General features: G+C 70.5%; 11 protein-coding genes. 3 read left to right on the forward strand and 8 right to left on the reverse strand.

The genetic code is table 11. The features are described from left to right. Positions 1 to 256: 256 nt before the first annotated feature. A complete protein-coding gene (locus D7M15_RS00075; RefSeq protein WP_240649061.1) occupies positions 257 to 2647 on the reverse strand; it encodes a UvrD-helicase domain-containing protein in 2391 nt (796 codons plus the stop codon). Between the two features lie 325 nt (positions 2648 to 2972). On the opposite strand from D7M15_RS00075, the gene D7M15_RS00080 reads away from it, so the two are divergent. Further along, entirely contained in the window at positions 2973 to 4349 is a 1377-nt protein-coding gene (locus tag D7M15_RS00080) for a hypothetical protein (protein WP_121515590.1), read from the forward strand. 93 nt (positions 4350 to 4442) lie between these two features. Here D7M15_RS00080 and D7M15_RS00085 read toward each other — a convergent pair whose 3' ends face one another. The 7 genes from D7M15_RS00085 to D7M15_RS00120 form a co-directional block, all read right to left on the reverse strand. Beyond that, on the reverse strand, positions 4443 to 4811 hold the full coding sequence (locus D7M15_RS00085) for a hypothetical protein (RefSeq protein ID WP_127201701.1): 369 nt from the start codon (positions 4809 to 4811) through the stop codon (positions 4443 to 4445). 55 nt (positions 4812 to 4866) lie between these two features. After that, positions 4867 to 6747 (reverse strand): hypothetical protein, encoded by a 1881-nt coding sequence (locus D7M15_RS28810; protein WP_240649062.1) that lies wholly within the window; start codon positions 6745 to 6747, stop codon positions 4867 to 4869. 23 nt (positions 6748 to 6770) lie between these two features. Then, positions 6771 to 7589, reverse strand: a complete 819-nt coding sequence (locus D7M15_RS00100) for a hypothetical protein (RefSeq protein ID WP_240649063.1) — start codon at positions 7587 to 7589, stop codon at positions 6771 to 6773. Continuing rightward, positions 7586 to 8971, reverse strand: coding sequence for a hypothetical protein (locus D7M15_RS00105; protein WP_240649064.1), 1386 nt, complete (start codon positions 8969 to 8971; stop codon positions 7586 to 7588). Before D7M15_RS00105 ends, D7M15_RS00100 begins: the two co-directional genes overlap by 4 nt. A gap of 74 nt (positions 8972 to 9045) precedes the next feature. Further along, entirely contained in the window at positions 9046 to 9879 is an 834-nt protein-coding gene (locus D7M15_RS00110) for an ATP-binding protein (RefSeq protein WP_121515594.1), read from the reverse strand. Then, positions 9873 to 10676, reverse strand: coding sequence for an ATP-binding protein (locus D7M15_RS00115; RefSeq protein ID WP_121515595.1), 804 nt, complete (start codon positions 10674 to 10676; stop codon positions 9873 to 9875). Before D7M15_RS00115 ends, D7M15_RS00110 begins: the two co-directional genes overlap by 7 nt. Next, a complete protein-coding gene (locus tag D7M15_RS00120; RefSeq protein ID WP_240649065.1) occupies positions 10673 to 12256 on the reverse strand; it encodes a Mu transposase C-terminal domain-containing protein in 1584 nt (527 codons plus the stop codon). Before D7M15_RS00120 ends, D7M15_RS00115 begins: the two co-directional genes overlap by 4 nt. Before the next feature lie 403 nt (positions 12257 to 12659). Between D7M15_RS00120 and D7M15_RS00125 the strand changes: the two genes are divergently transcribed. Both D7M15_RS00125 and D7M15_RS00130 read left to right on the forward strand, forming a co-directional pair. Next, positions 12660 to 13370, forward strand: coding sequence for a hypothetical protein (locus D7M15_RS00125; RefSeq protein WP_240649066.1), 711 nt, complete (start codon positions 12660 to 12662; stop codon positions 13368 to 13370). Then, entirely contained in the window at positions 13367 to 15340 is a 1974-nt protein-coding gene (locus tag D7M15_RS00130; RefSeq protein ID WP_121515596.1) for a hypothetical protein, read from the forward strand. The genes D7M15_RS00125 and D7M15_RS00130 overlap by 4 nt, the downstream gene beginning before the upstream one ends. The last annotated feature ends 17 nt before the right edge of the window (positions 15341 to 15357 follow it).

Below are 15357 nucleotides of genomic sequence, written 5' to 3' on the forward strand. Positions count from 1 at the left end.
ACGCTCAAGAACTCGTGTTCGTTTGGTGGTGTCCCGCCTCGGTTCGTGACCCGCTTGGCTGGTGTCTGTGCGACGGTATCCGCCGCCACTGACATTGACTGCCGAAGCAAAGTACGGCGTATATCAACGAATCATCGCTTTCGTGCGCTGTGGATCACTGCCTGGCGGAGCTTGCGGGTGTGCGCTGCATCTGAGGTCATGCCCGTGAAGCCGGGGGCACAGTGGAGCGCTGGGTGCGGCACGGTGCGAAGTGGCCTCAGCGGCGGGCAGCCTCACGCAGGTGCCGACGGAGCCGTTCGCGTAGCTGCGCCAGCGGCATGGCCGCGCCGAGCCGACGCAGGAAGTCGGCGGCATCCCAGGTGATCAGGCCGCCCTGGCGCGAGAGGTACATGCCCACCTGGTCGATGCCGAACTGGTCGTCGTAGTCCAGCAGGAGGTATCCGGCGAGTTGATAGATCTCCTCTCGGCCCAGGCGGCGGGGGTCCTTGGTGGCTTTGCAGTCCAGCAGCAGGCCGCCGAGGATGTAGTCGGCGTCGGCGCCGCCGATGTCGCCGCTGCCGGCGAAGACCGGACCGCACACGCGGGCCCTTTGCGGCAGGGCCCGGAAGGCGGCAAACGGACCCTCGGCGAGCCGCATCTGCTGGCCGATATCGGTCACAACGTACTCGGGGACCGCAGCGGTGAGGTCGTCCAGGGTCGTGGCGGGGGTGGCGGAGCTGAGCATGCTGAAGCGGCGGATCTCACCGGTGCGGGCGATGTCCTCAAAGAAGCCGGCAACGAAGCACAGCCGGATGAGCGCGTTCTCGTCCAGGCTGCCGGGATCGGCGAGGCAGGTGTCGACGCTGGCCAGCAGCTCCCGGCCCACCGTGTGCAGGGCCTTGCGGGCCCCACGCGCCGGTGCTCCGCGCAGCGGTCCGGTCTCGTCAAGGAGCATGACACCGGCGACAACGGCCAGTCCGAGCCGCCCGCCGAGACTGAGGCGCAGGCGGTAGTCGACGGCGTGCCCGAGGGCCGACCAGTTCGGGTACTGCACGTCGATCGGCTGCACCGGGTGAGGGAGGCCGGCGATGCGCGCCTGATAGTCGCCCACCAGGTTCTGGCTGTACGAGAGGTGGGCGACCATGAACTGCGAGATCGGTGAGGAGTCGTACTTCAGCTGCCCGGTCAGACTGAGCTCGATCATCGGCCGGCCGGCCACCGTGCCGTCCCGGCCGGCGTCGGCCATGGTCTTTTCATACGCGTCGATCCAGGCGATGCCCTCGGTGTCCAGCAGATGGCGGGCGCGGGTGACCGCGACGTAGATCAGGCGGGCCTCGCTCGCGTTCAGCGCGCGTTGCAGACCCAGGTCGTCCACCGACGGGGCCATGAAGCCCTTGCCGATGCGTACCGACGGCCACTCGCGTCCCTTGGCCTTGTGCGCGGTGGAGACGGTGACCTGCGCTTTCTCCTCCGGTGAGAGGCGGTCCACCGCGGCGATGATCTGGTCGGGGCCGTAGGTGTCGACCAGTTGCACGATCGCTTTGAGGTCCTGGCCGGCCTTGTCCTGCTCGGCGTACTCCTGCACCTCGCCCCAGGTGGAGAACAAGAACAGCTCCGGGTGGCTGGTGCGCTGCCCGGCTTTGAGCTCGAGTGCGGCCTTGGCGATGCGCTGCAGCGCGCTGCCTCCGCCGGTCAGCGCCACCGGGATGCCGAGCTCCAGGTAGGACAGGACCTCGCTCATCGCGTCCACGTTGCCCCGGCACAGCACCGCCTCGGGCTGCGCCACCTCGCCGACACGGGAGCCGGGTCCGTGGCCGGTCAGCTGCATCTCCGACTCGGCGTGTCCCAGCCACCGGTTGGCCACCTCGGCGATGGCCGGGCCGAAGCGGAAGGACTGGGTCAGGCGCAGCTGCTCAGCGGGGAAGCCGGTCATCACATCGCGCGCGTTGCGCCAGCCGTAGATCTGCTGGGCGGGGTCCCCGACGCACACCCGCTGCGCGTCCTGGGCGAGGAAGACCTCCTCCAGGACGGGGTTGGTGTCCTGGGCCTCGTCCAGCAGGACGAAGTCCGCCCCGAGCTGCGGGGAGGTCATCGCCCACAGCTTCATGTAGTGGTCGTGCTCGAACCGCAGCCGGCCCGCGGGCGAGCAGATGTCCTGCCACGCACGGTGTGCGTAGGGCAGCAGGGTGCGGGCGAGATGGTCCTGGCCGGGGCCGTCGAGGCCGTTGACCGGCTCCATGTGGCGGGCCATGACCTGCCGGTCGGTGGTGTAGCAGAACTTGCGGACCATGCCCATCACCAGGCGCGCGGCGTGAGTGACCTTGATCTGGCGGGAATTGATGTCAAGGTCGCGGGTGATGCCGAGCAGGCGGGCGGTGTGCTTGGCGGGTATCCGCGCCGAGGCGTCCAGACGCTCACGGTAGTGGTGGCCGACAGCGCGGAAGGCCAGGGAGTGCGCGGTGCGGCACTCGACGTTCGGCCCGAAGCGTCCGCGGGCGTCGTCGGCGATCGCCCGGTTGAACGCCACGTACAGCCCGCGTTTGCGGGTGGCGGCGCCCATCAGGATGAGTGTCGAGGTCTTGCCCGTGCCGGCGCCTGCGACCAGGGCCAGGTCCCGGCCGGAGGCGAACACCTCGCGGGCAGCGTGCTGTTCCTTCGTCGGCTCCATGGCCATGAGTTCCTCTCTGGGAAGCGCGGCTTCATGTACCGCAGCCCCAGAGGCTGGACCAGTCGATGACCAACCGTCAATACAATTATACGTTCGGTAGCCAGTTCCGGCCGAATTCAGGACGGGCCGCACAAGGAAGCGCCGCGGACCTGTGCGCTGCCGGTTCTTCCCTCCCCGCTCCTTGGGCGGTGCATCCGGTCGCTGCAATCAGGCCAGCGAACTTCCCTGATTCCGGAAGGAGTTGTCAGTCCCGGTTTCTATGCTGCCGTGGAACCGCTGGGCACCGCGCTGATGCCCGGCCACACGATCAATTGGGAGGTGCGGCATGGCGACGTGTACCCGCCGGGCCAAGTCGACCCGGCACTTATGCCGACGCGAGGCCGCCGAGTGGCCCCGCTACGACGATCTTCCCGCCCCCGTGGTGGCGTGCGCCAGCCACCTCACGCCGGCGGAATGGGCTGCCTGCCAGGAAGCCCGCGCCCGGGCGCGCACCGAGTACGCCGCCCGCCAAGCAGAGGAACTGGCCGCACGCGAAGAACGGGGTGAACAGGCGCAGCCGGCGGCCACCGTGGCGCACTATGTCCCGCGGCCGTGCACCGGCCAGTGCGTCTCCCAGGAACGCGCCTGGGGCCGCGAAGCCGACAGCGCTTCCAGCCTGTGCGCGACCTGCGACGGCTACGTGTGCCTGGCCTGCGGCAAGGCCGAAGTCGACGGCATCTTCGACTTCTGCAGCCGATGCTCGGCGTTCGAATCGGAGATCGACCAGGAGCCGGACGCGGTCTGGGACGATGAGATCGACACCGGGCCCGAGCCGCGCATGCGGCTGACCGCGATGGTGAACCAGCTCGTCGCGGCCACCGGCGCCACACACCGCGACGTCAACGCCCGCATCAACCGGACCATCGGAATACACACCCGCGTCGGAGCCGACGCGCAGATGATCCGCCGCGCCGCACGAGCCGCCCGCGACTGGCTCGACCAACTCCTCCCAAGCCCCCAGCCGGACACCACAAGCGCCCCGCCCGGCGTGCCCGATCCCGGCGCAAGGACAGTGACCGCGGAGCACGTCGAGCCCTCTGCGCGGGCCGAAGGCGCTGCGCTCACGGGCGGCCTGGCACTACGGTCAGCGCCCATGGACACCCCCGCACCACGCCCTGCCGACGACGCCGTGGGCGAGCACGCCGAGCTGACCGTGACCGTGCGCCTGACCGGCCAGAGCGCCAGGCGCCTGCGCCGCGCGGCCGAGATCCAGCAGCGGCCCATCGAGGATGTCGCGGCCGAGTGCATCAGTGACGACATGCACCGTGACGTGCACGAGGCGCTGTACAGCGGCAGCGACGCGTACGCGGCCACCCTCGACGGCCTCGCCAAGCGCCTCGCACTCCTCGTCCGCGAACTGGGCGCCCTCCCCTCCGGTACCGCCGCCAAGGTGATCGCGCTGGCAGCCGCCGAGAAGCACGGGCCCCTGCCCGAAGAATGGCACCAGCGCATGCTTGAGCAGCTCACCGACCTGTGGACCGGCCGCACCACCGAGTTCGGCCAGCGGCCCGACGGCTCCGTCGGCCCGCTGGAGGACATCAAGGTCCACGCGATGGTCACCCCCGCGCAATGGGACGCCCTGGCCCGCATCGGCACTCCCGGCAGCCTCGCACACGGCACCCAAAAAGCCCTCGAGGTCGGGAGCACAGCCCTGGACCGGTAGCCGGTCCGGCCCGCGCGGGGCCCGGCTAGCATGGCCCGCTCCCCCGCCCAGCAGGAGAAGGCAATCGATGGACCCCGAACACTGCCCCTTCCATCACCGCCAGGACACCCGCGTGCCCCCCGCCCGGCTGCTGGCCCCGGCTGGCAGCAGCACCGCCGGATCGGTCTCGGCCGCCAGCGCCTGGCCGTCGAGCGGCCCCGCCTGAACGCACAGCGGCGCACGGCACCCGGACGCGGAAGCCTGGGCGAGCGCCGTCTTGAAGTACTGCTTGCGCCGCGGCAGCACCGGCAGCGCTTGGCACCGCAGGTAGGGCGATGGCAGGCCGGGCTGGTAGCGGTCGCCGAGCGGCAGCGCGAGCGCGGCGGCGAGGAATGTGGCGTGCAGGAACGGCGATGCCTTGGCAACCGGCCCGGCGGGCGGGATCGTCTCGCGGGGGAAGGCCGCGTCCCGTGCGTCGACCAACCTCACGCACCTGTGCGGTGAATGACACGTGGCTTCGTGTCACCGAGGCATCTGGTCAAGAAGTCATGAGGCGGTCATAGCGCTCAACCTGCTGGGCCAGGTCCTCTTCGGGGACGCCAGTAAAGGCACTCAACCGAGCGTAAGACAGGCCGGCCCGGCGCCCGACCAGCGCGAACTCCCACAGGGCCTGGTCGATCCGGGCCCGGGCAGTGCCGAAGGAGACCATGCCGAGCTCGACACCGTCGGCCGCCGGCAAGGTGCCCTCGATCTTCAGCTCCGTCAGGTGACGCACCGCGCAGGTGATCAGATCGGTGACGAACTCCGGCATGTCGGAGGGGACGTTGCCTGCCCAGGTCCGCTCATGTGGCACCGGCGAGCCGATGTCAGCGTGCTGCTGGGAGCGGCGATCGGTGATGTACTCCCACACCCACCGGTAGGACACCGGGAGCCCGTCGGTGCGACGGTCCAGCTCCTCATACAGCTCGAAGGCCGAGCGGCGCTCCTCGGGCGCCTTGGCCTGGTCTTCTTCCAGCAGCGCATCCAGGAACTGGCGGGCCTGGTCCAGGCCCTCTTCGTCGACCGGGAGGGGATGCGGCAGGGGCAGCACGGCCGAGATCGCCTCCTTGACCGTCGCTCTGGCCACACCGTGCCGCGCGGCCAGGGAGCGGGGCAGCCTGTCGCCGGCGCGGTGGTCGCGGCGGATCGCCTCGAACAGTTCTGTCCCCGGCTCGGTCATCGTCTGCTCCCTATGTGTGTGCGGGTGCTGGTTGTGTTTACCCGCCTCATGCTGCCCGGCCCGGCGTGGGTGTGCTGCCCGCGCTGCGGCGCGAGGCCGGCCGGCCGGCCGGCCGCCTGGAACGCGAGGTCGCGGCAGAGTGCCGCTTCGGGTCCCGTGGTGCTCGTGCAAGCCGCAGGCGTGGGCTGCCTCGGTCACGGCCGTCTGGTCCCAGGGACTCAGCCGCAGCGGGCGGGCGCTGTGCTGGCGCCCTTCCAGTTGCCCGAAACGGCGCCCTGCCTCGATCAAGTCCACCGCCCAGGTGGGGGCCGGGCGCTCGGGGCCACGGCTTTGCCGGGCCGGCGGGGTCGTGTGAGCGGCGGGCCACTGCAGCTGCGTGGCGGGGCAGCCGGTGAAGATGCGCACCGCCAGCGCCGCGGCGTGAACGGGATGGGCGATCCGCGTATGGAGCCGGCGCGCGAGGAGCACAGTCGGCTCGTCGGGCTGGGACGGGAAGCGGCCGGCCGCGGGGAGCGGGAGCACCGCGCAGCCCAGGCGGCGGACCGCTGCCTCGATCACGCCGCGGCCCGGCGTACGGCGGGTGGGCAGCAGGAAGCACGGCTCACCCTCGCGGGGCGGGAACGGCTCGCCTGCCTCCCACCACGCGAACCGGCCGGCGGGCGGTGATGGAGCGGACGCGGCCAGGGCACGGTGGGCCGCGGCCAGGGTGTCCGCCTCTTCATGCGGGAGGGTGGCGAGCGCGGCGGCCAGCGCAGGCGGGAGCGGGCCGTGGCACAGCAGGGTCAACCGGATTCTGGTGAGCTCGGCCAGGGCGAAGAGGTACTCGAAGTGCCGGGAGCTGATGCGATGGGCCCGGGTGACGATGACATGACCGATGCGCAACGCCAAGATCCAGGCGGCGACCGCGCGCCAGGCGGTCTCGGTGCTGCCAGTCCAGTAGGCGCCGTCCTCGCTCCCCGTCAGGGGAAGGTGTTTGCCCAGGCTGCGCAGCAGGTCGTGGGCCAGGGAGGCGGGAGCACTCGCCACCGGGGTGGGGTGGACGGTGATACGGCCGAGCGCGGAGGTGTGGGCGGCCAGCGCGGCGGCCATGAAGGCGTAGTCGTCGCCGCGGTCGTGCACCACGGTGAGCGGGGACAGGCCGGGGCCGGCATCGCCCGGTGACCATGTGGGCTTCCACGGGCCGGTGGCGGTCTCGGGCACGGTGGCCGTACGCGGAGGCGGCATCATCGCGCTCCGGGTGGTGGCGGTGTGGCAGCGGCGGGCGCCGGCGGGGAGCCGCCGGCGGAGTGTGCGTCAGCCGCAGCGGCGTGCCGGTGGTCGGCGGCGTCCAGGAGGGGGTGGGCGGCCAGCCCAAGGGCGAACAACACATCCGGGTGGGGACTCTGCTGTTTTGCGGAGGGGGCAAGCAGGCGTCGGTTGGCCAGACGCGGGATCTGCTCGGCGGGCAGGTCGGGGGTGAGGCCGCTGGCTGCGCGGTGCAGCAGGAGGGTGAGGGCGGCGGCCTCGCCGGGGGCGAGGGAGGCGGCGGTGTGGCCGGTATTGTGCAGGTTCTTCCGCTGCCCCGGGTCAAGCAGGCCGGGGACGCAGGTCAGATGGATGGTGGTGTCGGTGTGGACGAGCCGGTGAGGGCTGCTGGGCTGCTCAAGGTGTGCGGCCAGGGTGGTGGCGGCGCGCTTCAGGCGGTGTGGGGGCCATTCCAGGGCGGAGGCCAGGTCGTCCGGGTGGATGCGGCCGACCTCCAGCAGGGCGGCGTGCAGCACGGTCGCGTGGGTGGCCGCACCCGGGACGGAACTGCGGGAGGCGCGCTCGGGGACGCGCAGGAGGGATTCGGGTGAGGTGTTCAGGGCGCGGGCGAGGGTGAACAGGGTCGCGGCGGGGAGGGTGCGCGGGGTGAGGTGGGTGCCCCAGTCGGCAGTGGGGATGCCGGTCAGCGCGGTCAGGTCCTCGTCTGTGAGCCTGCACTCCGCGGCGCGTGTCCGCAGGAACATCAGGTCGAACGCGACCGCGGACGTGTCGCTGGGCGGCTGGGGCTGGTCGGTCACGGGCGTAACTCCCCAAGGCGCGGCAGGATGTCCGGGGCGGGCGGCGCGGGGGTGTGCAGGTACCAGCAGCGGGCGGCGGTGTGCCAGTCGTCCCCCGCATGGGGGTGGGCCAGGACGGGGAGCGGGAAGCCGGCGTCGGCGATGAGGGCCTCGAATCGTGGTGTGGTGCCGAAGCAGTTCGCGAACAGGCCGTGGTTATCAGCGGTGCGCGGGGTGCGGCGGCGGAATTCGACGGCGGCGTGCAGCAGGGGGCGGGCGCGGGGCGGGACGGCGTACAGGTGCCGGGGCCCAGGAGGTTCGCCGATGTTGATCCGCGAGTCGCGGTCGATAGCCACGGTGGTGCCGTCCTCGTCGACGGATCCGATCTGGGTCATCGACAGCAGCGACTTCTCGGTGCCGGTGAACAACAGGGCCGCGATGGCGGCGGCGCGCAGCGGGTTGGGCAGGCGCACAGTGATCGTGTGCACGGTGCGCGGGGTGATGGGCACTGTGGTGAGGCCGGGCCCCGCGCAACTGGTGAGGTCGTCCGGCACGTTGAGCAGCACTGAGTGGCTGAGGAAGCCGGCCTGGGCGCCGCGCACGCGGGCCACGGTGTGCGCGGCGCTGGGACTTGAGACGGTCAGGCGGGCCAGGAACAGCCGCAAGGCCTCGGTCTCCTGCAGGGTGAAGGGGGTTGGCTCGGCCGGACCGTCGGCGGATTCGATGCCGCCGTCCGAGGCTGGTGGGGGTGGCAGGGTGCGGGCCAGCCAGGTGCGGGCGGCGGCGTAGCCGGCGCGGTACTGGCCGTCGCTGTGGGCGAAGTCGGTGGCGTTCTGGCGGCGCCAGCAGTCCGCGCGGAACGCAGCCACCGAGCTGCGCGGCAGCACCGGGAGCGGGTAGGCGTGATCGTGCGGCGGCGGGCCTGAGCGCCGCCCGGTGGCGGCCGGGCCGATCGCCTCGAGAACGGCGGCCGTGCCGCGTATGGTCACCACGTCCACCAACTCGGCGGCTGTGAGGTGGTCGAGCAGGCGCTGGAAGTCGGTCTGCTCCGGGGTGTGGACCAGGAGGGTCAGGCGGATACCGGTGTCCGCGTGCCACGCGGCCAGGCGGCGCAGCCGCTCGGTGGTGAGGCGGTGGGCGCGCAGCACGATGACCTCGTCAAGGCCGCAGTTCAGGGTCCAGCAGGTCACCGCCCGCCAGGCCGGGTCGGTGGACATCCGCTCGGCCTCGGGGCGCAAGAATCCGTCGCGGCCCATGGCGCGCAGCACGTCCCGCGCGAGGTATGCCGGGCTGGTGGTGTGCGGGGTGGGATCGACGGTGATCCGGCCGCTGGCGGGATCGGCCCACTGGTAGGCGGCTCGGTGTACCGCGTAATCGTCGTCACCGTCCAGCAGCAGCCTCACCGGCCGCGCCGCCGGGGGTGTAGCGGCCCGTGAAGCAGGAGCGGGGGCGAGGGTGGGAGAAAGTGTGGATGCGGTCATGGGCGACGTCCGCCGTCGACCCGGTCAGCCGCGTCCTGCAGCATGTCCCAGTCGGGCGTGCTTGCTCCGGTGGCAGCCAACACCCGCTGGGTGTGAAGGGTCAGCACGATCCAGCGGCGCAGACAACCATCGGCGAGGCGGGCGTCCAGCGCCTTGAGGTCGTCGGGCGCGACGCTCTGCCACAGCGGGTGCAGCGCGGGAAGTGCCTTGGGGACCTGGTCGCGGGTGAGCGGCCAGATGTAGGGCCAGCCGGCGGTGCGGGTGGCGAGCATCCGCTGGGCGCGCAAGGAGCGTTCGCCACGCGCCTGGGCGATCAGGACCACGCACAGCCCCTGGGGGAGGTCGTCGTGGAGGAAACGCAGGTACTCGAAGCAGGATGCCGACAGCCGGTGGGCGTCCTCGACCACGACGATCCGCGGCTTGAGAGCCAGGGCGCGACGAATCCAGGCGTCGGCGGCCCCTGGGTCGGCGGGCGCCTCACCACGGAGGCCAAGTGCACGGTGAAGGGCGGCTCGCAGGTCAGCCGGCGTCGGCTGAGCCCGGAAACGCAGCGGCAACAGCAACAGCTCACCGAGACGGCGGGCGGCGGTGTGGACGGCGAAGGTCTTGCCGACCCCGGCCTCGCCCAGCACGCACACAAACCGGCCCTGGGAGTACGCGTCGACGAGCGCGTCGCCCACGGCGAGCATGCCCGGGGTGAGCAAGGTGCGCACACCTGGGGTGTCGAGGAAGTGCAGACCAGACGAGGCCGCGTCGTCCATGACGGCGAAGGGCTCGGCTGCGGCGGCCGCGCCCCAGACGACCGACGGCACAGGCGGGATGGTCAGCATCGCTTCAGGGCCCAGTCCACGACCCGGTCGTCGACCTTGTCGACCCCCAAATGCTCCATGCCCTTGACCACGTGCTTGGTGACCTTCACCCACTCCCGGAAGGAGCCGAGCGCGTACTGGGTGTCGACCCGCTTCAGCAGCGCCTCATCCGCGCCCCTCCACACCGGGTGGGAGTCGGGCACGGTCTGGAGGACCTCGTCCTCGGTCATGGCCAGGATCTCCAGGCGGATGTAGATCCGCGAGGCCAGCGCCGGATCGCTCTGCAGCGTCTCGTACGCCTCCCGGCCGCCGACGAAGAGGATGGCGGGCTTGGGGTCGCAGGTGTCCCACAGCTTGCGCAGGAACTCGAAGTTCTCCCGCCGGTACTGCTGGGCCTCGTCGCACACGATCACATACGGGCGCCTGGGCAGGGTCTCGCGCAGCAGCTTGTCGAAAGCGGTCGGGGTGCCGGGCATCTTGCAGGACAGATTCATCTGGTGGAACAGCTCCTCGCGCAGGTCCTTCGGCCCCGGGCGGGAACGGGCGAAGTCCAGCGGGAGGATCAGATCCGGGTTCATCTCCTGGATCGTGGCCCGGGTGCCGAAACTCTTCCCCAGCCCGGCGTCGCCGTAGATCACCGACATCGCCCGTGATTCGACGGTGTCGACGACGGTGTCCTTGATCTGCAGCAGCGTGTCGGTGGCGACCAGTGAGGAGTCCTCAAGGCCGAGGAAGAACTGCGGACGCAGATCCGGACGGCGCGGCGGCCCCGATTCGAGCGGCTGGGACGGCGCGGCAGAAGTGGCGGCGGTGGTCATGTGTCCTCCGAAGACAGATCGGCGGGGGCAGTGGCTTGGCCGGGGCGCACCCAGCCGGCCGGGACGGGCGTCAAAGGCTGATACGGCTCTGCGCGCCGACGAGGCGCGGCAGGCGCTCGCTGGCTGGTGCCCGCGAGTTCGGCGAGGGCCTCTTCCTTGGTCATGCGGGTCGCAGAGACAGGCAGTTGGGGTTCGGTAGCCGGCAGATAACGGTCGCGTTTGCGCTCACCGGAGCGCTGCAGGGCCCGGCGCAGGTCAGCGCTATGCTCCTGGCGGTCGGCAAGGACCTTGGCGCGCAGTTCCTCGGTGGCCTCGTCGCTGAGGAACGCCCGGCCCAGGTAGCGGTCGCCGCGGAAGGTGTACAGGTCGATCTCATGACTGTGGTGTGGCATCCACCGCACCCACACCTCGACCCCGATCCGGCCCACGCCGTTCTCCGGCATGTAACAGCGGCCCGCGAACTCCACCCCGTGACTGGTGATCTTCCGTGGCCTGTGGTCGCTCTCCAGCATGAACGCACGCAGCTCGGCCGGGGTGGGCTCGGGACGGATCTCGGTGGGGTCGGCCAGCCACGCCTCAAGCGGCGTCACCCCGGTGCGCTTCACCACGTGCTGGGTGTTGTGCTCGGTGACCCACTCCCCCAGGAGCTCCACGAATGCCTCGAAGGCCAGCGGCGGATCCGTCTCGCCGACGCGACGGCGGTGATCAAGCAGGGGCGCCTGGGTGTAGCGGGGCAGGTCGGCGAAGAAGCGGGTCATGCTGGTGCGGTTCAGCCGTTCGATACCGCCTTTATGGCGGGCACTGCGCACCCGGTGCACCGGGGCGCCGAGCAGACCGAAAGCCCGCCGGACGGTCTTGGACAGGAAGTCGGCACCGCCGTCGACCCGTACCAAGTGAGGCAGTCCCCCGGCCGGCCCGTAAGGATCCTCCCGCAGCACCGACGCCCGCACGGCCGCCAGGACCGAGCCGCGGTGCGCGGAGCCAGCGGTGACCGCCCAGCCCATCACATAGCTGGTACCACGGTCCTCGAACCACGTCACCCACACCTTCGACAGCTTCCTGTCGGGCATCACCACCACGAGCGGAGCCTGCTTGTGGTCCCCCTCCCACACCTGGTTCCGGGCCACCGCCGGGCGCTGGAAGGCGGGGTCGAAGCCGCGGGCGGCCGGAATGCCCTCCCGCAGGCCCGCCATGAAACCGGGGTCGAGGTCACGGGCGATCGCGTCGTGCAGCGTCGTCAGACCGATCGGCTTCTCCCCCGCCGCCAGGGCCGCGCGCACCAAGTGCTCATGGGCACGCTTGACGTTGCCCTGGTAGTCGGCGAGGACATCGATGATCTCGTCGGTGATCCGCAGACGCTTCCTGGCAGGTTTCTCCGGCGTGCCACTCTCCTCGGCCTCCTTGAGCCAGCGCCACACCGTACGGATGCTCACGCCCGCCGACTCGGCAACCAGCCTCACATGCGCGGTGGTCAACTCCCCCGCCCCGCGTAGCCAGAGCAACTGGACCACTCCGGCAGGCCTCAGCTCATCCCGATGCCGGCCCAGCTCCTCCGTCGGGGCGCCCTCCAGCGCGGTCACTGGTGGCGACTACTGTGAGGCGGGCGTGCGGATAACGACACGGTGATCAACCACAGTCTCCAACGTCGAACAGCACTGACACGCAAGACAGTTCAGCCAGGGACCGTCCTCTGTGACGGACGAACCCGACGCGAGACTACGAGCCGGGAGTGAACCTCCAACCCAGCTGTTCACTCGGACGAATGGTGCCTCGACATTCCCACCAGACCGCGCACACGCGCATGCTAGCTGGCTCTGCAGTGCCTTCCGTCTTGGCCAGTTCCTGGCATCGGCCTCGCCCCGGCAGCGGCCGCCCCGGGGCAAGGCCGACTCGCAGTCCGAGTGCCGCCGAGCTATTACCCGCGCCCCAAGAAGACCTGTCACAGCTTGTCCGGTGATGTTCACCCGGCGCTACGCTGGCGCGGTGGATCACGAACCGCACGGAGGAGCGCAGGAAGCGCCGGTGACAAGTCGGGAGCAGGACGCGGTGCGCGTCCTGCTGCTCATCGACAGTGCCGGCGAGAGTCCGATCCAGCCGGAGTTGGCTGATCCGGCACTCGCCTCCGCCGTCGGCGTCGTACGTACCCAGGTGCGGCTGCAGAAGCTGGACTTCTGGCTTCGCAATCCCGACTACCTCGCGGATGAGTTGCTCACCGACTACGAGAGCAGTCGTGAGGCGCCTCTGCTGCACCTGGCAGGGGAGATCCTGGATTCCGAAGAACCCGAGGTGCGGCGCTACCCGATGCTGCGGCACCACTTCGGCGCGTACGAGCCGCTGGACGACGCGCTGGCCGTCTTGCGCAGTGCCGGTCTAATCGCCGTCCGGCGTCGAGGCACCGTCAGCCGTGTCCGCCAACATGACTACTTCCTGCTCGGCGACGGGCGCCGGGTGGCGAATGAGATCGTCTCCCAGGAGCCCGTGTTCCAGTACTACGTGGAGCGTGTCGCGCTGGTGGTGGCGCTGGCCGACGGGCTGGGTGGCACCGAGTTGAAGGCACGACAGTACTTGCAGCGGGAGTACGCGCAGACCGATCGGGGCACGCGAATCGGGTCGGTCAGCGCGCAGGCCCGAACGCGACTGGAGCAGTTCCGCGCGCAGGCTGCTGCGCCGCAGCGCGAAGCGGAGGTCAAGTGAGCGAGATCGAACGGTTGTTGGAGTCGCGGATCGCGGAACGCGCTGGTGTGCCGGAGGAGGGCGTGCGGGACGTGTTCGCCACCTACGGTCTGCCGTTGGTCGCGACGCCGTCCCGGCCGCGGTCGCTTCGCCTGCACCGGCTGCGGGTCAGCGGAGTACGCACGGGGTCCGTCGCTCCGGGGCCGTTCGACTCGACCATGCGCTTCTCCGACGGGATGACCGCCCTGGTGGCGTCCAACTTCCGCGGCAAGACGAGCGTCCTGGAACTGGTGACGTGGTGTCTACGCGGAACTCCCCGTGAACTGCAAAGCGGGGTGCGGAACTGGCTGAGCACCCTGGACCTCGATGTCGTAGTAGCCGGACAGGCGATGGGCTTTCGACTCGACATCGCTGAAGGTGAGATCGTCTCGGCAGTCGTGCTCACCGCCATGGACGTCACGCAACTGCAGTCGCTGCGCGAGGCCGACCCGGCACGAGACGTCTCACCGCTGATCCGGGCCGCCAGTTCCGCCAGCTACGCCGAACAGGTCCAGGCGCTGATGCTCGGCAGACTCGATCTGCAGCCGCTGGTCAACAGCTACAAGGGCACCGCCACCCAGACCCACGGCTGGCCCGCCTACTACGGCGCCATCTACCTGCCCGCCGGAGGCGACAAGGCTCTGCTGGGCGACCTCACCATGGCGGGGCTACCGGGCCGACTGCTGCAGGTTTTCCTGGACCTGCCGGCGACGGCCGCCCTCACCCGCGTGAAAACCGCCCTGGATGTGCGGGTCAACGAGAACAAGGCCCGTGCGGCAACCGCCGCAGCCATCGCCGGCGAACTCGATTCCCAACGCGTAAAACTACAAAGCGATTTGACGCAAGCCCGCGCCCGCCTGGAGGCTCTCGACAAAGAGTCGGCCATGGAGGAGTCGCTCTCCGGTCTCGCCGAACGGGCCGTCGCACTCGCCGGCCGGGTGGTAGACGCGCAGGAGACGCGGAACGAGCTGGTGCAGGCGCACCGCCTGGCACGGTCCCAGCGTCAGCAGGACACCAAGATGCTCAACGACGTCACCGAGAGCGCCACCGCGCGCCGGTTGTTCCACGGACTGGATCCACGCGCCTGTCCGCGATGCGATCAGGCGATCGAGGAAGAGCGCAGACTGCGGGAGAGTGCCACCCATGCGTGCGCCGTGTGCGCCCGACCGGTCGAGGGCGATGACGAGACCCCCGAGGACGTCATCACCGAGGCCAAGACACGGCTGAGTGCGAGCGAGGCGGCAGAGCAAGCCGCATGGGACACACTGGGCCCGGCCGAGGAAGACCTGGCACGGGTCACCGAAGAACTCGCCGCGGTGCAAGAGCGCCTGCGGCGTGCCCAGACCGCGTCGCAGCTACCGGCGAGGCTGGCAGCCCAGGAAGCAGTGCTGCGGCTCGAAGGGGCGCTCGACTTCCTTCCGAAACCCCGGCCGACCGCCGCTGCCCCTGCCGAAACGGCGGCGGTGGACATCCTGGCCGCAGGCGCCAAGATCCTGGAGGACGACAGCAAGGACGCAGCGGCCGCCCTCTTCGGCGCACTCAACGCGGAGATCGCCGAGCTCGGCCGTCGCTTCGGCATCGTGTCGCTGGAGTCCGTGGAGATCGACCGCTCCGCACGGCTGAAGGTCACCAAGGACGGCGGCATCGAGGACCGCTTCGGGAAACAGAGCGCGGGAGAGCGCCTGCGTCTTCGCATCGCGGTGGTCATCGCGCTCCTGCGCGTAGGCGCGGCGCACGGCGTGTCCACACACCCCGGCCTCCTCCTAATCGACAGCCCCAAGGCCGAGGAGGTCCAAGACCTGGACGCACACACCCTTCTGAAGGAACTGTCGCAGCTCGCGGCCGACAATAAGCTCCAGGCCGTGATCACCACCGCGGACCCCGTACTCGCCCATGATGTCCTGCCCCCGGACAGCGTCATCGAGGCCGCCGACGGCGCGCCACTGTGGTGAGCACCGTGCACCGCGCG

This window comes from Streptomyces sp. Z26 (genome assembly GCF_003665095.1).
In the GTDB taxonomy this organism is placed as follows: Bacteria; Actinomycetota; Actinomycetes; order Streptomycetales; family Streptomycetaceae; genus Streptomyces; species Streptomyces phytohabitans.

What these genes read in the sequence shown, in the direction of transcription:
- D7M15_RS00080 (WP_121515590.1), top strand. Translation starts at nt 2,973, where the DNA reads ATGGCGACGTGTACCCGCCGGGCCAAGTCGACCCGGCACTTATGCCGA.
- D7M15_RS00115 (WP_121515595.1), bottom strand. Translation starts at nt 10,676, where the DNA reads ATGACCACCGCCGCCACTTCTGCCGCGCCGTCCCAGCCGCTCGAATCG.
- D7M15_RS00110 (WP_121515594.1), bottom strand. Translation starts at nt 9,879, where the DNA reads ATGCTGACCATCCCGCCTGTGCCGTCGGTCGTCTGGGGCGCGGCCGCC.
- D7M15_RS00075 (WP_240649061.1), bottom strand. Translation starts at nt 2,647, where the DNA reads ATGGAGCCGACGAAGGAACAGCACGCTGCCCGCGAGGTGTTCGCCTCC.